The sequence below is a fragment of the Mesorhizobium sp. XAP4 genome, from assembly GCF_029269325.1.
In the GTDB taxonomy this organism is placed as follows: domain Bacteria; phylum Pseudomonadota; class Alphaproteobacteria; order Rhizobiales; family Rhizobiaceae; genus Mesorhizobium; species Mesorhizobium ciceri.
In genome coordinates, this window is sequence record NZ_JARIXW010000001.1 from 563,065 (window position 1) to 580,213 (window position 17,149).

Consider the following 17,149-nt stretch of genomic DNA (forward strand, 5'->3'; position numbering starts at 1 on the left):
CGGCTGTGCGGCCCTTCGCTGCCGCTCCCCGCCTTCGGGCGTTCAGCCCCTTAGAAAGGTCCACTGGACCTTTTGGTGCGCCCGAAGGCGGACCGGGCTTTCACCGTTCGTCGTTCGGGAAGCCAAGCAATTGGCTTCCCATCCGCTAGGTGGACCACTCCTCACCCCAGCAGGTCCTCGATGCGGACCGGAAAGCGCCGCGGCCGCACGCCGGTCGCATGCCAGACCGCATTGGCGACGGCGCCGGCCGTGCCGGTGATGCCGATTTCGCCGACGCCCTTGATGCCGAGCGCGTTGACGTGAGGGTCGTCCTCGTGGACCAGCAACGCCTCGATCGATGGAACGTCGGCATTCACCGGGACATGATATTCGGCGAGGTTGGCATTCTGGATCCGGCCAGAGCGCCGGTCGGTGATGGCTTCCTCATGCAGCGCGAACGAGACGCCCCAGATCATGCCGCCATAATACTGGCTGCGCACCAGCCTGGGATTGATGACCCGTCCGGCGGCGAACGCGCCGACCAGCCTTGTGACACGGATCTGGCCAAAATCCGGATCGACCTTCACCTCGGCAAACACGGCGCCGTGCGCGTGCTTGGCATAGGCCTCCTGAGACGCCGGGTCGGGAGCGCCCTTGCCGTGGCCCTCGATCTCGGTGAGGCCCGCGCGCGTGAGGATCTCGGCGTAGCTTTCACCGCGGCTTTCATCGTCGCGCCGATAGAGGCGGCCGCCGCGCGCCAGCACGCCTTCATTGCCGGCGCCGTAGAGCGGCGAGCCCTCGTCGCCGGTGGCGAGATCGGCGAGCCTGGCGATGACGGCGGCGCCCGCATTGTGGATCGCCATGCCGGCCGTCGCCGTGTGGCCGGAGCCGCCGGCAATGCCTGCATTGGGCAGATCGGAACTGCCGGCCCTGAAATCGACCTGGTCGATATCCAGTCCCAGTCCGTCGGCGGCGATCTGGGCGAAGGCGGTCCAGGCGCCTTGCCCCATGTCCTGAGCGCCGGTCTCCATCACGCCGCTGCCATCGGCTCTCAGCACCGCCCGCGCTTCGGCCTGGAACATGATCGCCGGGAAGGTCGCCGTGCCCATGCCCCAGCCGGTCAGGAAACCGTCGGCGTCGCGCATCAGCCGAGGCTGAAGCGGGCGGCTCGCCCAGCCGAACGTTTCGGCCGCTTGCCTGTAGCATTCGCGCAGCGCCTTGGAGGAAAACGGCTTGCCGGTCATCGGCTCGACCTCGGCATAGTTCCGCAGCCGGAATTCCAGGGGGTCCATGCCGCAGGCGTAGGCTGCCTCATCGATAGCGCTCTCCAGCGCGATCGAGCCGGTGGCTTCGCCGGGCGCCCGCATGAACAGCGGCGTACCGGTATCGAGCCGCACCGCATCGTGCGAGGTGGCGATGGCCGGGCTGGCATAGAGCGTGTGCGAGGCATCCGCCGCCGGTTCGAAGAAATCGTCGAACGTGCTCGACGCGGTCTTGGCGTGATGGTCGAGTGCCGTCAGCCGCCCTTCGCCATCCATGCCCATGCGCAGCGTCTGGCGCGTCGGCGCACGGTGGCCGACCGGCCCGTACATCTGCTCACGCCGCAGCACCAGCTTGACCGGACGGCCGACGAGACGCGCCGCCGGGATGCCGAGCACCTGCGGTCCGGAGATCATGCCTTTCGAGCCGAAGCCGCCACCCAGGAACGGGCTGCGGATGTGGATGTTCTCCGGCGCGATGCCGAACAGGCCGGCGATGCGGCCCTGCGCCATGGCAAGGCCCTGGCTCGGTGTGTCGATCGACAGTGTGTCGCCTTCCCAGGCGACGACGATCGCATGCGGCTCCATGGCGTTGTGGTACTGGGCCGGCGTCTCGTAGGTGGCTTCGATCCGCGTCTTTGCGGATTTAAGGCCGACCTCGACATCGCCCTTGTGCTGCACGGCCGGACCGCCGACGCCGACAGCACGCGGCACGAAACTTTCGGCGCCGTCGAGGCCAACGCGCGCCGGCATCACTTCATAGCGCGGCGACAGCAGCGCCGCCCCCTCGGTCGCCGCCTCCAGCGTCTCGGCGATCACCACGGCGATGCTCTGATTGGGGTAGCGGACCCGGTCGTTCTGCAAGAGGTCGAGCCGGAACATGAAGGGATGGTCCTTGGCGTCCGGATCGGCGGCGAGCGCTGGCCGGTTCTTGGGCGTCATCACCTCGACCACGCCCTTGTGTGCCTTGGCCGCCTCGACATCCAGCGCAGCGACGCGGCCGCGCGCGATGCTAGAGACAGCGAGCACGGCGTAGAGCATGCCGGGCGGATGGTTGTCGGCGGCATAGCGCGCGGCTCCGGTGACTTTCAGAAAGCCGTCGCGGCGGGTCAGCGGCTGGCCGATGCTGGAGCCTTGCCGGGCATGGGCGGGTTGCTGGTTGAGGCTGAGTTCAAGCGTCATGGCGCGCTCCAGGAATGTTCGAGAACGGGGAGGCAGGAAGGGCCGGCAGACGCTCGGGCGTTCCCGAAAGCGCAGAGATCAGCGCCCTGATCACGATGCGGCGGGCAAGCTCGATCTTGAAGGCATTGTCGCCGGAGGGGCTGGCATCGGCCAAGGCAGCGTCCGCGGCGCTGGCGAAGGTCGCCTCGCTGGCATCCGCGCCGAGCAGGACGGCTTCCGCCGAGCGTGCCCGCCACGGCTTAGCCGCGACGCCGCCCAGCGCCAGCCTTGCGGCGCGGATCTTGCCGCCGTCGACGACGAGCGCTGCCGCGGCCGATACGACGGCAAAGGCATAGGAGGTGCGTTCGCGGACTTTGAGGTAGCGGGCATTGGCGGAGAAGGAGGCAGCCTCCGCCGGCAGGCGCACCGCCACGATCAGGTCGCCGGGCTCCAGCGCATTCTCCCGCTGCGGCGTTTCGCCGGGAAGCCGGTGAAATTCCTCCAGCGAAACATGGCGCCGGCCCTTCTTGCCTTCGATCTCGACCACGGCGTCGAGCGCCACCAGCGGCACGCAGAAATCCGACGGGTGGGTGGCGATGCAGGCGTCGCTCCAGCCGAGCACGGCGTGCAGGCGGTTTTCGCCTTCCAGCGCGTCGCAGCCGGTGCCTGGCTGGCGCCTGTTGCAGGCGCTGGCGGTGTCGTAGAAATAGCTGCAGCGCGTGCGCTGCAACAGATTGCCGCCGACGGTGGCGGCGTTGCGAAGCTGCGCCGAAGCGCCCGACAGCAGCGCCTCGGCCACCGCCGGATAGGATTTGGCGAACGCCGGATGGTAGGCAAGGTCGGCGTTACGCACCAGCGCACCGATGCGCAGGCCACCATCGTCCAGCCGTTCGATGCGGTTGAGTTCCGGCAGCCGGGAGATGTCGACGATACGCTCGGGACTGGTGATGCCGCCTTTCATCAGGTCGAGCAGATTGGTGCCGCCGGCGAGATAGGCCGAGCCCGGCTCGGCTGCCGCGGCGATGGCGTCGGGAATGGTGGCGGGCCTGATGTAATCGAAGTCTCTCATGCCGCGGTCCTCCGGTCGGCTTTGACAAGCTGTTGCTGGGCTTCCAGGACGGCCTCGACGATGCCGCCATAGGCCGCGCAGCGGCATATGTTGCCGCTCAGCCCCTCGCGGATGCGTTCGGGATCGTCGCCGGCCTGTCCCTCGGCGATCAGGCCGAGCGTGCTCATGATCTGGCCGGGTGTGCAGAACCCGCACTGGAAGCCGTCATGGGCGATGAAGGCGGCCTGCACCGGATGCAGTTCCTCGCCGTTGGCGACGCCTTCGATGGTCAAGACCTGGGCGCCGTCATGGCTGACCGCCAGCGCCAGGCATGAGTTGATGCGCTTGCCGTCGACCAGCACCGTGCAGGCGCCGCATTGGCCGCGGTCGCAGCCCTTCTTGGTGCCGGTGAGATCGAGCCGCTCGCGCAGCAGGTCGAGCAGGGTTACGCGTGGATCGACCTCCAGTTGGTGTCGGTGGCCATTGATGGTGAGGGTAATGGGAAGGCTGGTCATGGGCGTCTGGCTCCAGTTGCTTGACGCGGATGGGATTGAACTGGTGCCTTGCCGCAGAAGGGCAAGGTAACCGTTGGGTCAGGTCTTGACGGCGAAAGCGGAGATGGCGGATCTCCCGCGAGGCAGGCGGGCAGGGGAGATGTCGGCTTGCGTGTTCGAAAGACGTGACATACCGGTTCCCCTGATTATATGATAAAGGTGCTCCACTAAAACGGAGGCGCCTCCGTTTATTACGTGGTGGCTGACCCTGCCGGATTCAAGCCCCCTGACACGATGTGGAGAAAAAATTGGCCAGCGAGCCGTCCGCCATTGCTGAACAGAAGGCCGAGGCCGTAGACGCAAAGCCGCTGCGCGCCGATGCGCGGCGCAACCGCGACCGGCTGGTCGAGGTGGCGGTGTCAGTCTTTGCCGAGCGCGGCATCGATGGCTCGCTGGAGGAGATCGCGCGCCGCGCCGGCGTCGGCATCGGCACGCTCTACCGGCATTTCCCGACGCGCGAGCATCTGGTCGAGGTGGTCTATCGTCGTGAGGTGGAGGCGCTGTGCGCGGCCGCCGGCGAGCTTGCCCAAAAACATCCGTCCGATGTCGCGCTGGAACAGTGGATGCAGCGCTTCGTCGACTACATCGCCACCAAGCGCGGCCTGGCGACCAGCCTGCGCATTGTGCTCACCACCAATTCGACGCTGTTTTCCGACACGTTCGGCCGGGTGTCGCAAGCCTTGCGACGCCTGGTCGAGGCGGCGGTGGCCGACGGCACCATCCGCGGCGACGTCGACGCTTCCGACGTGCTGCACGCGCTGGGCGGCATCTATTCAGCGCCCGACACCCCCGAATGGCGCGACCGCTCGCGCCGGCTGGTCAAGCTGTTGATGGACGGGTTGCGGTTCGGGGCTGCAAAGGCACAATGAGGCGACCAGATTCCGGCCGTGCAAAACCAGACCTATCGATGAGTTGAGGGGATACGATGTATGTAGGCCGTTCCTACAAACTGATCGATTTCGCGCTGTGGTCGCGGCGCAGCGTCATCTACATGGTGGTGGTGAGCGGTCTGGCCGTGGCGGCCTACCGTCTTCCAGGCATCGCCGGGTTTTCGGTGCCATGGTCGGTGGTGCTGGTGCTTGGCACCACCGTGTCACTCGTCGCCGGGTTCAAGAATTCGCAGGTGTTCACCCGCAGCAGCGACGCGCTGCAGGCTTTTACGCAAATTACGGCCAGCAGCCGTTTGTGGTCCAATTTCTGCAGGGATTTCCTCGACGCGCCGACGGCCAGACAGCTCATCTATCGCCACATCGCCTGGATGACGGCATTGCGCTTTTCCCTGCGCCGGCCGATGCCATGGGAGTCCATGGCGCGGGCCGCCAATATCGAATACCGGCGGCGCTACCGTATCCATGAGGATGCGAGCTCGGTCGGCGACGAATTGCGTCCGCTGCTCGCCGAACAGGCCGAGGACGTCCTGAAATCGCCCCAGCCGGCGATAGCCCTGCTCGAACTGCAATCTGTCCAGGTCAATGCGCTGTTCAAGGACACAAAGCTCCCTCCTCAGATCTATGGCGAACTGACCAAGCTGATCCGCGACTTCCATGACCAGCAGGCGCGCTGCGATCGCATCAAGAATAATCCCTATCCCCGGCAATACGCCATCGTCAGTTCGATGTTCGTGATGATCTTCTGCACACTGTTGCCGTTCGGGGTCGTTCCCGTCTTTGCCGATATGGGCAAACTGGGTGGCGCGCTCGGGTCGATAGCGATCTGGCTGACGATCCCGTTCAGCACGCTGCTCGGCTGGGCCTACATGTCTCTCGACCAGGTCGGCGAAAGCAGCGCCAACCCGTTCGAGGGCAATGCCAACGACGTTCCGATCTCGCAGATTTGCCGCGACATCGAGATCGAGTTGCGTAGCGGGCTCGGCGAGAGCGACCTTCCCAAGCCCCTGCTGCCGGTCAACGACATCGCGACCTAGGCAGGATCACGACGAGGCGCGGCCCCGGCGGTCCCCTTCATCGTGCTGCTGGCGGAGGACGCTCAAACGTCAAGGCAGACCTTGCCGAAATGCTTTCGGGATTCGTAATGCGCGAAGGCGGTGGCGATGTCCTGCAGCGGAAAGTGGCGGTCTATGACGGGCTTCAGCCTGTTGGACTCTATCGCGCGGATCATATCCTCCTGGTCGGCCCGGCTGCCGATGGAAATGCCGCTGATGCGGATCTGGTTGGAAAACAGGGCTGGGATAGACACTTCCGCCGCAAAGCCGGTCAGGACGCCGACCAGCGCGATGTGACCGCCCGTGCGGCAGGCGACAATCGACTGCGCCAGCGTGGCGGGTCCGCCGACCTCGATCACGTGATCGACGCCGCGCCCGCCCGTCAGATCCTTGGCCTTGCGGCCCCAGTCCGGGACGGACTTGTAGTTGATGACGGCGTCGGCTCCGAGGCGCTTGAGCCTTTCCAGCTTCTGCTCGTCGGATGAGGTGGCGATGACCCGGGCGCCAGCGGCCTTGGCGAATTGCAACGCGAACAACGATACACTGCCCGAGCCGAGGACCAGCACTGCGTCGCCCGGCTTCACCTTGCCGCACACAATCAGGCCGCGCCAGGCAGTAACGCCCGTGCAGGTGAGCGACGCCGCCTCGACATGCGTATAGCCTGCCGGTGCCCTGGTGAAAGCATGCGCCGGCATGCAGACATACTCGCTGGCGAAGCCGTCGAAACTGTCTCCCGGAATATCGCGCCGGGTGCAGGGCGTCATGTCACCGCCCAGCCACCAGGGATAGAAGACGCTGACGACGCTGTCTCCGGGCCTGAGTGCATCGACACCGTCGCCGAGGGCAATCACTTCGCCGGCGCCGTCGGAGAGCGGAACGCGGCCGTCGGCGAGAGGCATCTTGCCTTGCACGGCAAAGTCGTCGCGCATGTTCAACGCGCAGGCCCGGATCCTGACCAGCACCTCGCCCGGCCCTGGCTGGGGCGGATCTTCCTCGACCAGGTCGAGATTGCCCAAGCCGCCCGGCGCTCTCAGCCTGACCAGTCTCATTGTCTTCTCCGATGCGTGGGGTGTCTAGAATTGGAAGGGCCTAGCGGGCCTGCCGGCCGGAGATCACCCGCAGCCAGGGCGCAAGATGGAATGCGCTCATCAGCAGATACATCGCGGCCATGCCCGTGAGGGGCGAGGCGTCGGTGCCCATGCACTGCATGGCCGCATCGCCGCTGAAGATGCAGGTGAGCAGCGCCATCACGGCGAAGGTCGGTGCCGCGGCAAGGCAAAGCCAGTCGGCCAGCCCGAGGGTGGCGGCTTCTGGGATCGTGCCGCCGGCACCTGTGTGGATATCGCTCATCGCCTTGATCCTTGATGATCATGCCAGTCACGACAGGTTCCTCTCTCCAGGGAGTGGGGAGAGGAACCCAGACTGGACAACCGTTACTGCTCGCCCTTGTCCCTGAACGCGGCCTCGCCGGCAGCAGACACTTCTTCCCATTTCTTGTCGGCCCCGGCGTCGTAATTGTCGTGCCAGTTCCACCAGGAGTAGAGTGGAGTCTGCGGATAGCCTTCGGGCGAATCCTCCCAGATTTCCTGGCGGCCGAGCGGCGTCGCGTCGAGATAGCTCCAGACGGTGCCCATCGCTTCGTCGCCGCGGCTGTTAATCAAGTAGGTGCGGAAGATGCGATCGCCGTCACGGATGAAGACGTTGTGGCCGTGCCATTCGTCGACACCGAAGTCCTTGTCGAAACTGTCAGTGATTGTGTACCAGGGCATCTGCCAGCCCATCCGCCGCTTCAGCCGCGCGATGTCGGCCTGCGGGGCGCGCGAAGCGTAGGCAAGCGTGGTGTTGCGGGCGTTGAGATGGGCGAGGTGGCCGACCTGGTCGGCGCCCAGCGAACAGCCGCGGCAGGCGTGATCGGGCCAGCCATGCACGCCGGGCTCGAAGAAGGCGCGATAGACGATCAGCTGGCGGCGGCCTTCGAACAGGTCGAGCAGGCTCGCTCTGCCGTTCGGCCCCTCGAACACGTAGGCCTTGTCGACTTCCATCCACGGCATGCGCCGGCGCTCGGCGGCCAATGCGTCCTTGGCGCGCAGTGTTGCCTTTTCCTTCACCAGCATTTGTTCGCGGGCGGCTTCCCAGTCCTGCCTCGAAACGATCGGCGGGGTCTTCATTGCGATGTGCTTGGTCATTGGTCGTCTCCTTTGCCAGTCTGTTGTCGCTTGCTGTCAGCCAGAATAGGGCGGTGAAGCGGGAGGGTGGGAGTTACAAGTGTGACGGGATTTGCAGGAGCCGGCCCGTCGCAGCAGGGGTGGCGCATCCTCACGGTGCCTTCGGCCGATGGAGAGGAGTGTCGGTTGGCATTGTCGGTTCTCCCTTGGCGTGCCGCGCGTTGCCGATAGTTGCCGATGCGGCTTGCCGGTTCACGGTACGGATTTAAGTTAGGGCGGCGATGCACAAGGGTGGGAGTTACAAGTGTGACGGGATTTGAATGGATTCGCTGATCACCGCGGCTGCGCTGGCACTGGCCGGAGGCGACCCGCTCGGCGCGCTGGATCGCGTCGCCTTGCGCGAAGACCCGCCGGCGCTGGCGCTGCGCGGCATTGCCATGGCGCAGCTCGGCGATCTCGATCGCGCCAAGGCGCTGCTGCGGCGTGCCGCGCGCGGCTTCGGCCCGAAAGAGGCGGTAGCGCGTGCCAGATGCGTCGTTGCCGAGGCCGAGATCGCGCTGGTCTCGCGGGATCTCGGCTGGCCGGCCAAGGCTTTGGATGCGGCGCGGGCGACGCTGGAAAAGCATGGCGACCGGCTGAACGCAGCGCATGCCGGCCACCTCAAGGTGCGGCGCCTGCTATTGATCGGCCGTCTCGACGAGGCCGAAGACGTGCTGGCGGGGCTCGACCCGGCACCGCTTCCGCCGGCCTCGCGCGCCGCCCACGAACTGGCCATCGCCGGCATCGCGATGCGGCGCCTCAAGACGAAGCCGGCGCGCAGGGCGTTGGAGTGGGCACGCCACGCCGCCCGCCAGGCCGGCATTGCGGGGCTCATCGCTGAAGTCGACCGCGCATTCCTGGCGCTGGACACGCCGGCGGCACGGCTGATCGCGGCTGGCGAGCAGCGCCCGTTGCTGCTTGAGGACGTCGAGGCGTTGCAGGCGTCGCCGGCGCTGCTGGTCGATAATTTCCGATATGTCGTGCGCCAACAGGACAAAACGGTCTCGCTGGCCACGCGCCCGGTTCTGTTCGCGCTGGCCCGTACGCTCGCCGAAGCGTGGCCAGGCGATGTGTCGAGGGCAACGCTGATCGCGCAAGCCTTCGGCGGCAGGCACGCCGATGAATCGCATCGGGCGCGGCTGCGGGTCGAGATCGGCCGGCTGCGCACCGAATTGCGGGGCTTGGCCGACATCGGCGCCACCAGCCAGGGCTTTGCGCTGGCGCCGCGCCACGCACGCGAGGTGCTGGTGCTGGCGCGGCCGATCGAGGAGCGGCACGCGGCGGTGCTGGCTTTCCTTGCCGACGGTGAATCCTGGGCGAGTTCGGCGTTGGCGCTGGCGCTTGGCACCGGCCAACGCAGCGTGCAGCGGGCGTTGGAGCAGCTTGGCGAGGCCGGCAAGGTGCAGTTTTTCGGTCACGGCCGGGCGCGCCGCTGGATGACGCCTCCACTGGTGGGATTCACGACCACCTTGTTACTCCCGGCACCGCTGCCGAACGGTTAGGAAGTGACATCGGATCTCAGTGAGGACAAGGACATGAAACAGTCAACGGCCGAAATCCTGCGCGAATACGGGCCCTTTGCCGATGTGGAGAGGGTGCATGGGGTGAGCTTTGACGGCAACAATGTCTGGTTTGCCTCGGGCGAGAAGCTGAACGCCTTCGATCCGGAGAGCGGGCAGAACCTGCGCTCGATCGATGTCGCGGCGCATGCCGGCACCGCCTGGGACGGCCAGCATTTCTTCCAGCTTGCCAACGACCTGATACAGAAGATCGACCCTGATACCGGCCAGGTGCTGGCGACCATTCCGGCGCCCGGTGGTGGCGGCGATTCCGGGCTGACCTGGGCCGAAGGAACGCTCTGGGTGGGACAATACCGCGAACGCAAGATCCACCAGGTCGACCCGGAAACCGGTGCGATCCTGCGCACCATCGAATCCAACCGCTTCGTCACCGGGGTGACATGGGTCGAGGGCGAGCTGTGGCACGCCACCTGGGAAGGCGACCAGAGCGACCTGCGCCGCGTCGACCCGAAATCAGGCAAGGTTCTGGAGAAGCTCGATATGCCGGCCGGGATGGGCGTGTCGGGGCTGGAATCCGATGGCGGCGACCGCCTTTATTGCGGCAGCACATCCGCCGGGGTGGTGCGGGCGGTGCGCCGGCCGCGGTGAGGATGCGGCCGACGCCGAAGTCACACTTGCAGGCGCACTTCACACGGCAATTTGTCCGCTGTCGGCTGGCCGTTGCCCCTTGTCGGACCTAGATAGGCTGTGCGCCGGGCGGACGCCCGGCCCAGCTTTGCAAAGGATCCCTCATGCCTGAACAGCCCACCATGCCCGAACAGATTGCATTGAACGACGGCTCCGCCATTCCCCAACTCGGCCTCGGTGTGTGGCAGGTCGACCAGGACATCACCGCCGACGTGGTGGGTTGGGGCATCGAGGCCGGCTATCGCCTGATCGACACCGCCGAAGGCTATCAGAACGAGGAAGGGGTCGGAGAGGCGATCCGCAGTGCCGGCGTGCCGCGGGCTGAGCTGTTCATCACCTCGAAACTGCGCAACGGCGCGCACCAGCGCGATGCGGCCTTGCGCGCCTTCGACGAGACGATGGAGAAGCTTGGCGTCGAACAGATCGACCTGTTCCTGATCCACTGGCCTGTGCCCAGCCAGGACAAATATGTCGAGGCCTGGAAGACGCTGGTCGAACTCAGGCAGGCCGGCCGCATCAAATCGATCGGCGTTTCGAACTTCAACCAGGACCATCTGGAGCGGATCATCGGCGAGACCGGCGTGACGCCCGTCGTCAACCAGATCGAGCTGCATCCCCAGTTCCAGCAGCGCGGTGTCAGGGACTTTCATGCCAAGCACGACATCCGTATCGAAAGCTGGAGCCCTCTGGGCAGCGGCCGGCTGCTCGGCGATCCGACCATTGCAGGCATCGCCAAAAAACATGGCAAGTCCGTCGCCCAGGCGATCATCCGCTGGCATCTCCAGGAGGGGCTGATCGTCATTCCAAAGTCGATCCGCAGGGATCGCATCGCCGCCAATTTCGATGTCTTCGATTTCGAACTGGATGCGCAGGACCTGCAGACGATCCGCGGCATGGATTCGCCCGAGGGCCGCAACGGACCCAACCCCGCCACGGCCGCGTTCCTGTTCTGAGAGGCAAGTTTTAACGAGCTGACAACGAAACTGCTAATCTCCCCCACGAGGGGGGAGATTGGCAGCTTTGCGGCTTTCGCCAATTTCTTGCGCCCCTCAAATCCCGGACCCATCCAACTGCTGGGCGTCTTCGCCTTCCCAGGGCGCCGGCATCGACGCGCGGCTAAGGTTGGCGGTGGGCAGCGGCATCCAGCATTTCAGTTCCGGGTCGGCGTATTCGATGACGCGCCCGGGCGAAGAGTCCGACGCGCGCCAGCCTTCCGAGGCGAACTGGTCGGCACGCGACCAATAGGCAAGGTCGACTTCCGCCGGTCCCTGTTCGGACGGACGCACAGTGACCAGGATGCGGCTGCCGTCCTTCGGCGCCGTCGACATGTGGCGCCACCGTTCGGGCTCGTCCATCGCATTCCTCCTCGCACTCGTAGCGTTGGGAGGAGTGTCGCCTCGTGGTCCGAAGGGGTCAACCCAAAGTTTGCGTCAGGCATCGGCTGATGACCCCTCCAGATGGTGCCTGCACAGTTGTGCGCAACACGCCGCGGGCGGTCATGCACGCTCGACGGGCCGTGACCCAGTTGATAAGCCCGTCTGCGAAAGGAGCGCCTGAGTCGAGATGACCGTTGCGATCGAGATGGGACAGACGACCGCAGGCGCCCCGGCGAAGCTGGATCTCGAGGAACTGCTCGCGACGCGCCTTTTGGTGCAGGGCAATTCGGGCTCCGGCAAGTCGCATCTGCTGCGGCGCCTGCTGGAGCAGAGCGCGCCCTGGGTGCAGCAGACCATCATCGATCCCGAGGGCGACTTCGTTTCGCTGGGCGACCGTTACGGCCATCTGGTGATCGATGCCGAGCAGCATACCGAGCGCGGCCTGCAGGCGGCAGGCGAGCGGGCGCGCATGCATCGCGTCTCCACCGTGCTCAATCTTGAAGGGCTCGACGCCGAGAACCAGATGCGGCGTGCCGCCGCCTTCCTCGGCGGGCTGTTCGAGGTCGCCCGTGACCACTGGTACCCGATGCTGGTGGTGGTGGACGAGGCGCAGCTGTTCGCGCCGGCGGTGGCCGGCGAGGTTTCCGACGAGGCGCGAAAGCTCTCGCTCGGCGCGATGACCAATTTGATGTGCCGTGGCCGAAAGCGCGGGCTGGCCGGCATCATCGCCACCCAGCGGCTGGCAAAGCTCGCCAAGAACGTCGCCGCCGAGGCGTCCAACTTCCTCATGGGCCGCACCTTCCTCGATATCGACATGGCGCGTGCCGCCGACCTTCTGGGCATGGAGCGGCGCCAGGCGGAGGCGTTTCGCGACCTGGAACGCGGGCAGTTCATGGCGCTCGGCCCGGCGCTGTCGCGCCGTCCGCTGGGCCTGCGCATCGGCCCGACGGATACGAGCCCGCGCAACGGAACGCCGCGGCTGATGGCGATGCCGGAAGCAGCACTCGAGGATGCACGCGCGATCATCCTGGCGGCGCCGCCGCCCGAAACGGTGCGCACGCCGCGCCGCCCGGCGTCGCCGGACCTGCTCGACCAGTTGATGGCGGCGAAGTCGGCGGCCTTGGAAATCCGCCCCGAACCGGCGGAGCCGCAAGTCAGCGCCGAGGATCTGGCCGAGCGCCGCGAGCGCGTGGACCGTGTGCTGCGCGCCATCCTGGCGCAGCCCGACGCCGGTTTTCGCGTGATCGGCGTGCTCTATCAGGAGTTCGTGGTCCGCTGCCGCATCGAAGGCCTGGCCTCGGTCGTGCCCGACCTGCCGGAGTTCCGCCGCATGCTGACGCGCGCCCGGGCCGGCCTTGGGTCAGAGACGACGCAGGACGACGCATGGCGGGACGTTTCCGTCCGCGCGTCGCTGCTGCCCGACGACATGCAGGGCGTGTTCATGATGATTGCCCGCGCGGCGAAGGAGGGCTGGCCTTGCCCGAGCGACGCCGCGATCGCCCGCGCCTACGGCTCGCACTCGCTGCGCCGCGCCCGGCGCCTCTTGACCTATATCGAGGAGCAGGGCCTCATCGTCTGCCAACTCGACGGGACAGGCCGGCGCACCGTGACACTGGTCGAATTGGCCTGGGCCACCGCACCGGGAGATCCGAATGCCGAGGAGGTGGAGCAGGGAAGCCTGGCGCTGTGAGGCGGCGCGGGTGCTTTGAGCGAATGATGCGATAGGCTTTTCAGTCACCGTCATCGCGACAAATTTCTGATGGCAACCGTGAAATCGCCGACGGCGAGATGCGTCATGCAGGCGCTTGCGTTTCGATGGCGCTCACCGGTTCGCCCCAATCACCCACTGTTCCTGATCGACGAGCGTGCCGGTCATCGGCCCGGCAGCATCCGAAAGCAGGAAGACGGCGAGGTTGGCGATATCGCTGGTCGAGAACAGGCGGCCGAAGGGTTGCGAGGCGTTGGCGGCATCGAGCCAGCCCGGCCCGTTGCCCAGCGTGTCGGCCTGCATGACGCGTTCGGCCGGCGTGTCGGTCCAGCCGACATTGATGCCGTTGACGCGGATGCGATCGAAGCGATGGGCGTTGGCGGCGTTTTTGGTCAGCGTGGCCAGCGCGCCCTTGCTTGCGGAATAGACGGCGAGCTCCGGCGAGCCGCAATGGGCGTTGATCGACAGGATGTTGACGATGGCGCCGCGCTCTCCGCGCTTCTTCATGTCGGCGATGGCCGCCTGCATGAGGAAGAACGGCGCCCGCGCGTTGACCGCGAACAGCGAGGCCCAGCCGTCGAGATCGGCATCGACGAAGGAGGCCCGGTCGGTCAGCCCTGCGGCGTTGACCAGCGCATCGATGCGGCCGAAGCGCTCGATGCAGGCTTGCGCCAAAAGGGCAGGGGCTGCCGGGTCGGCGAGGTCGGCGGCGACGAAAACCGTCGGCGTGCCGAGCCGCGAAAGCTCTTCCGCAACGGCATCGCCGCGCGTCTTCTCGCGCCCGGTGACGAGCAGGCCGCCGGCGCCGCAGCGCGCCAGCGTCTCGGCGATGGCGCGGCCAATGCCTTGCGTCGAGCCGGTGACCAGCGCCACCTTGCCGTTGAGTTGGAGCTCCATTCCTCTTCCCCGCCTCGCATCTGATTTCAGGCTAGCGCGGCGCGATCGTTTTACAATACGGAAATTGGAAATCTTGGAGTGGAGGTTGTTGGCTATCGCGCTGCGTGGGGCCGGCGAGAGCCTGCCCCAATGTCGTGATTCCCTACGTAGCGGAGGCCGTCGCAAAGACCCTAGTGGACCGTGATTATGCCCTCGACGGCCCGCCATTCCGAAGGCTGGATGAGCCGGTGATGAGCAACGCGAACCGAGTGGAGCGGACCATCGAGTTCGCGCTCCCAATATTGGAGAAAACCCTTGAGTTCGGGAAAGGCTGGAGCGAGATCATAGTCCTGCCAGACATAGAGCTGAAGCAGGCTTGGATGATCGGGCAGGTAATAGTGGATTTCGGCCGTCGTCAGGCCATAACCTTCCATTTGCAGGCGGAATTCGTTGCTGACCGTATCGGCCATGTCTTTCTCCTTCTCCGCTGAGGCATCGAGCCGGCGGCATTTGTGTCGAACCCGCCCAATGCCGGGCCGGGGCGATTGGTTCTGTCCCTCTTTAAACAACGCCGCGAGAAGCTCGCGGGTTCCGAAAATAGCCACGCCATAACAGTGCCTTGGCGCTCTTTCTTGTCGAATATAAAAATTTTTGCGCTGGTCTCTTGAAACCGAAAAAGGGCAAAACTAGCTCGATATGCGCCGCGATGCCTGACGAAGGGTCGCGGCGTTCCGCACCGGTCCGATATTGCCGGTTCGGTGCGGAGGAACCTCAAAACCTGTTTGTCCACGAGGAGAACGACATGGCGTTCCGTCCATTGCATGACCGTATTCTGGTCCGCCGCCTTGAAGCCGAGGAGAAGACCTCCGGCGGCATCATCATCCCCGATACCGCAAAGGAAAAACCGCAGGAAGGCGAAGTGCTCGCCGTCGGTCCCGGCGCGCGCGACGACAGCGGCAAGCTTGTCGAACTCGATGTCAAGGTCGGCGACCGCATCCTGTTCGGCAAATGGTCCGGCACCGAGATCAAACTCGACGGCGAGGACCTGCTCATCATGAAGGAGAGCGACGTGATGGGGATCATCGATGAGATCGCCGAAGTGAAGAAGGCCGCCTGACGGCTTCTTGTATCCAACCAGTCAACGAATGCTGCCTAGATAAAGGAGTGATCCAATGGCTGCCAAAGAAGTGAAATTCCATACCGAAGCGCGCGAGAAGATGCTGCGCGGCGTCGACATCCTTGCCAATGCGGTGAAGGTGACGCTCGGTCCCAAGGGGCGCAATGTGGTCATCGACAAGTCGTTCGGCGCGCCGCGCATCACCAAGGACGGCGTCACCGTCGCCAAGGAGATCGAACTGGAGGACAAGTTCGAGAACATGGGCGCCCAGATGGTGCGTGAGGTGGCGTCCAAGACCAACGACCTTGCGGGCGACGGCACGACGACCGCAACGGTGCTTGCACAGGCGATCGTCAGGGAAGGGGCCAAGGCGGTTGCCTCGGGTATGAACCCGATGGATCTGAAGCGCGGCATCGACAAGGCGGTCGATGCGGTGGTCGCCGAACTGAAGACCAATGCCCGCAAGGTCACTCGAAACGACGAGATCGCGCAGGTCGGCACCATCTCCGCCAATGGCGATGCCGAAATCGGCCGCTTCCTCGCTGAGGCGATGGAGAAGGTCGGCAATGAAGGCGTCATCACGGTGGAGGAGGCCAAGACCGCCGAGACCGAACTCGAAGTCGTGGAAGGCATGCAGTTCGATCGCGGCTACCTCTCGCCCTATTTCATCACCAACCAGGACAAGATGCGCGTGGAGCTCGACGAGCCCTATGTGCTGATCCACGAGAAGAAACTCTCCAATCTGCAAGCGATGCTGCCCGTGCTCGAAGCCGTGGTGCAGTCTGGCAAGCCGCTCCTGATCATCGCCGAGGATGTGGAGGGCGAGGCGCTTGCCACGCTGGTCGTCAACAAGCTGCGCGGCGGCCTCAAGGTCGCGGCCGTCAAGGCGCCGGGCTTCGGCGACCGCCGCAAGGCCATGCTGGAGGACATCGCCATTCTCACCGGCGGCACCGCGATCTCGGATGATCTCGGCATCAAACTGGAAAATGTAACGCTGCAGATGCTGGGCCGCGCCAAGAAGGTGGTGATCGAGAAGGAAAACACCACCATCGTCGATGGTGTCGGCCGCAAGGAAGAGATCCAGGGCCGTGTCGCACAGATCAAGGCGCAGATCGAGGAGACCACCTCCGACTATGACCGCGAAAAGCTGCAGGAGCGGCTGGCCAAGCTCGCAGGCGGCGTTGCGGTGATCCGGGTCGGCGGCTCGACCGAGGTCGAGGTCAAGGAGCGCAAGGACCGTGTCGACGACGCACTGCATGCAACCCGCGCGGCCGTCGAGGAGGGCGTGCTGCCCGGCGGCGGCGTCGCCTTGCTGCGGGCGGCCAAGGCGCTCGATGCCGTGCAGACCGACAATGCGGACCAGAGGACAGGTGTCGACATCGTGCGCCGTGCCATCGAAACGCCGGTCCGGCAGATCGCCGAGAATGCCGGCGCCGAAGGCTCGATCATTGTCGGCAAGCTGCGCGAGAAAAGCGAATTCGGCTGGGGCTGGAACGCCCAGACCAATGAATTCGGCGATCTCTTCGGCCAGGGCGTTATCGACCCGGCCAAGGTGGTGCGCACCGCCCTCCAGGACGCGGCATCGGTCGCCGGCCTGCTGGTGACCACGGAGGCGATGGTGGCCGAGAAGCCGAAGAAGGAAGCCGCCGCCCCGGCAATGCCCGCCGGCGCCGGCATGGACTTCTGAAGTCGCGGCCCAATCCGCCCGCTCCCCTGGC

At 65.6% G+C, this 17,149-nt stretch carries 17 protein-coding genes; 8 read left to right on the forward strand and 9 right to left on the reverse strand.

Going from position 1 to position 17,149, the window contains the following annotated elements:
• Positions 1-161: 161 nt before the first annotated feature.
• From P3C39_RS02875 to P3C39_RS02885, 3 genes are read right to left on the reverse strand one after another with little or no spacing between them, the layout of a single operon-like run.
• Positions 162-2,420 carry a xanthine dehydrogenase family protein molybdopterin-binding subunit gene (locus P3C39_RS02875; protein WP_275952633.1) on the reverse strand — a complete coding sequence of 753 codons (2,259 nt, stop codon included), beginning with the start codon at positions 2,418-2,420 and terminating at the stop codon, positions 162-164.
• Positions 2,410-3,468, reverse strand: coding sequence for a xanthine dehydrogenase family protein subunit M (locus tag P3C39_RS02880; RefSeq protein WP_063168585.1), 1,059 nt, complete (start codon positions 3,466-3,468; stop codon positions 2,410-2,412). Before P3C39_RS02880 ends, P3C39_RS02875 begins: the two co-directional genes overlap by 11 nt.
• Positions 3,465-3,962, reverse strand: coding sequence for a (2Fe-2S)-binding protein (locus P3C39_RS02885; RefSeq protein WP_013530705.1), 498 nt, complete (start codon positions 3,960-3,962; stop codon positions 3,465-3,467). The genes P3C39_RS02880 and P3C39_RS02885 overlap by 4 nt, the downstream gene beginning before the upstream one ends.
• Before the next feature lie 287 nt (positions 3,963-4,249).
• On the opposite strand from P3C39_RS02885, the gene P3C39_RS02890 reads away from it, so the two are divergent.
• Complete coding sequence (locus P3C39_RS02890) at positions 4,250-4,870, forward strand: TetR/AcrR family transcriptional regulator (protein ID WP_024501664.1); 621 nt, start codon at positions 4,250-4,252, stop codon at positions 4,868-4,870.
• 56 nt (positions 4,871-4,926) lie between these two features.
• Complete coding sequence (locus P3C39_RS02895) at positions 4,927-5,925, forward strand: bestrophin family ion channel (protein WP_063168584.1); 999 nt, start codon at positions 4,927-4,929, stop codon at positions 5,923-5,925.
• Between the two features lie 62 nt (positions 5,926-5,987).
• On the opposite strand, the gene P3C39_RS02900 is transcribed toward P3C39_RS02895, so the two are convergent.
• From P3C39_RS02900 to P3C39_RS02910, 3 genes are all read right to left on the reverse strand, one after another.
• A complete protein-coding gene (locus P3C39_RS02900) occupies positions 5,988-6,992 on the reverse strand; it encodes an NAD(P)-dependent alcohol dehydrogenase (RefSeq protein WP_275952634.1) in 1,005 nt (334 codons plus the stop codon).
• A gap of 40 nt (positions 6,993-7,032) precedes the next feature.
• The gene (locus tag P3C39_RS02905; RefSeq protein ID WP_064993934.1) at positions 7,033-7,293 is read right to left on the reverse strand and encodes a hypothetical protein; all 261 of its coding nucleotides are present in this window, start codon (positions 7,291-7,293) and stop codon (positions 7,033-7,035) included.
• Between the two features lie 83 nt (positions 7,294-7,376).
• Positions 7,377-8,129, reverse strand: coding sequence for a thioredoxin family protein (locus tag P3C39_RS02910; RefSeq protein WP_064993933.1), 753 nt, complete (start codon positions 8,127-8,129; stop codon positions 7,377-7,379).
• Between the two features lie 299 nt (positions 8,130-8,428).
• On the opposite strand from P3C39_RS02910, the gene P3C39_RS02915 reads away from it, so the two are divergent.
• The 3 genes from P3C39_RS02915 (at position 8,429) to P3C39_RS02925 (ending at position 11,307) form a co-directional block, all read left to right on the forward strand.
• Entirely contained in the window at positions 8,429-9,649 is a 1,221-nt protein-coding gene (locus P3C39_RS02915) for a DNA-binding protein (RefSeq protein ID WP_064993932.1), read from the forward strand.
• A gap of 33 nt (positions 9,650-9,682) precedes the next feature.
• Positions 9,683-10,315, forward strand: a complete 633-nt coding sequence (locus P3C39_RS02920) for a PQQ-binding-like beta-propeller repeat protein (RefSeq protein ID WP_024501659.1) — start codon at positions 9,683-9,685, stop codon at positions 10,313-10,315.
• A 161-nt stretch (positions 10,316-10,476) separates the two neighbouring features.
• Positions 10,477-11,307 (forward strand): aldo/keto reductase, encoded by an 831-nt coding sequence (locus P3C39_RS02925; protein WP_174299083.1) that lies wholly within the window; start codon positions 10,477-10,479, stop codon positions 11,305-11,307.
• A gap of 96 nt (positions 11,308-11,403) precedes the next feature.
• Here P3C39_RS02925 and P3C39_RS02930 read toward each other — a convergent pair whose 3' ends face one another.
• Entirely contained in the window at positions 11,404-11,709 is a 306-nt protein-coding gene (locus P3C39_RS02930; RefSeq protein ID WP_013530714.1) for a hypothetical protein, read from the reverse strand.
• 208 nt (positions 11,710-11,917) lie between these two features.
• Between P3C39_RS02930 and P3C39_RS02935 the strand changes: the two genes are divergently transcribed.
• Positions 11,918-13,420, forward strand: a complete 1,503-nt coding sequence (locus tag P3C39_RS02935; protein ID WP_013530715.1) for an ATP-binding protein — start codon at positions 11,918-11,920, stop codon at positions 13,418-13,420.
• 132 nt (positions 13,421-13,552) lie between these two features.
• On the opposite strand, the gene P3C39_RS02940 is transcribed toward P3C39_RS02935, so the two are convergent.
• Both P3C39_RS02940 and P3C39_RS02945 read right to left on the reverse strand, forming a co-directional pair.
• A complete protein-coding gene (locus P3C39_RS02940) occupies positions 13,553-14,335 on the reverse strand; it encodes an SDR family oxidoreductase (RefSeq protein WP_063172588.1) in 783 nt (260 codons plus the stop codon).
• 170 nt (positions 14,336-14,505) lie between these two features.
• A complete protein-coding gene (locus P3C39_RS02945) occupies positions 14,506-14,784 on the reverse strand; it encodes an usg protein (RefSeq protein WP_084015824.1) in 279 nt (92 codons plus the stop codon).
• Between the two features lie 332 nt (positions 14,785-15,116).
• Between P3C39_RS02945 and groES the strand changes: the two genes are divergently transcribed.
• On the forward strand, positions 15,117-15,431 hold the full coding sequence (groES, locus tag P3C39_RS02950) for a co-chaperone GroES (RefSeq protein WP_013530718.1): 315 nt from the start codon (positions 15,117-15,119) through the stop codon (positions 15,429-15,431).
• 55 nt (positions 15,432-15,486) lie between these two features.
• A complete protein-coding gene (groL, locus tag P3C39_RS02955) occupies positions 15,487-17,118 on the forward strand; it encodes a chaperonin GroEL (RefSeq protein WP_275952635.1) in 1,632 nt (543 codons plus the stop codon).
• Positions 17,119-17,149 lie beyond the last annotated feature (31 nt).

Coding starts and splice junctions, on each gene's coding strand:
- P3C39_RS02895 (WP_063168584.1), top strand. CDS start 4,927: ATGTATGTAGGCCGTTCCTACAAACTGATCGATTTCGCGCTGTGGTCG.
- P3C39_RS02910 (WP_064993933.1), bottom strand. CDS start 8,129: ATGACCAAGCACATCGCAATGAAGACCCCGCCGATCGTTTCGAGGCAG.
- P3C39_RS02930 (WP_013530714.1), bottom strand. CDS start 11,709: ATGGACGAGCCCGAACGGTGGCGCCACATGTCGACGGCGCCGAAGGAC.
- groL (WP_275952635.1), top strand. CDS start 15,487: ATGGCTGCCAAAGAAGTGAAATTCCATACCGAAGCGCGCGAGAAGATG.
- P3C39_RS02880 (WP_063168585.1), bottom strand. CDS start 3,468: ATGAGAGACTTCGATTACATCAGGCCCGCCACCATTCCCGACGCCATC.
- P3C39_RS02935 (WP_013530715.1), top strand. CDS start 11,918: ATGACCGTTGCGATCGAGATGGGACAGACGACCGCAGGCGCCCCGGCG.
- P3C39_RS02915 (WP_064993932.1), top strand. CDS start 8,429: ATGGATTCGCTGATCACCGCGGCTGCGCTGGCACTGGCCGGAGGCGAC.
- P3C39_RS02920 (WP_024501659.1), top strand. CDS start 9,683: ATGAAACAGTCAACGGCCGAAATCCTGCGCGAATACGGGCCCTTTGCC.
- P3C39_RS02900 (WP_275952634.1), bottom strand. CDS start 6,992: ATGAGACTGGTCAGGCTGAGAGCGCCGGGCGGCTTGGGCAATCTCGAC.
- P3C39_RS02885 (WP_013530705.1), bottom strand. CDS start 3,962: ATGACCAGCCTTCCCATTACCCTCACCATCAATGGCCACCGACACCAA.
- P3C39_RS02875 (WP_275952633.1), bottom strand. CDS start 2,420: ATGACGCTTGAACTCAGCCTCAACCAGCAACCCGCCCATGCCCGGCAA.
- P3C39_RS02945 (WP_084015824.1), bottom strand. CDS start 14,784: ATGGCCGATACGGTCAGCAACGAATTCCGCCTGCAAATGGAAGGTTAT.
- P3C39_RS02940 (WP_063172588.1), bottom strand. CDS start 14,335: ATGGAGCTCCAACTCAACGGCAAGGTGGCGCTGGTCACCGGCTCGACG.
- P3C39_RS02925 (WP_174299083.1), top strand. CDS start 10,477: ATGCCCGAACAGATTGCATTGAACGACGGCTCCGCCATTCCCCAACTC.
- groES (WP_013530718.1), top strand. CDS start 15,117: ATGGCGTTCCGTCCATTGCATGACCGTATTCTGGTCCGCCGCCTTGAA.
- P3C39_RS02905 (WP_064993934.1), bottom strand. CDS start 7,293: ATGAGCGATATCCACACAGGTGCCGGCGGCACGATCCCAGAAGCCGCC.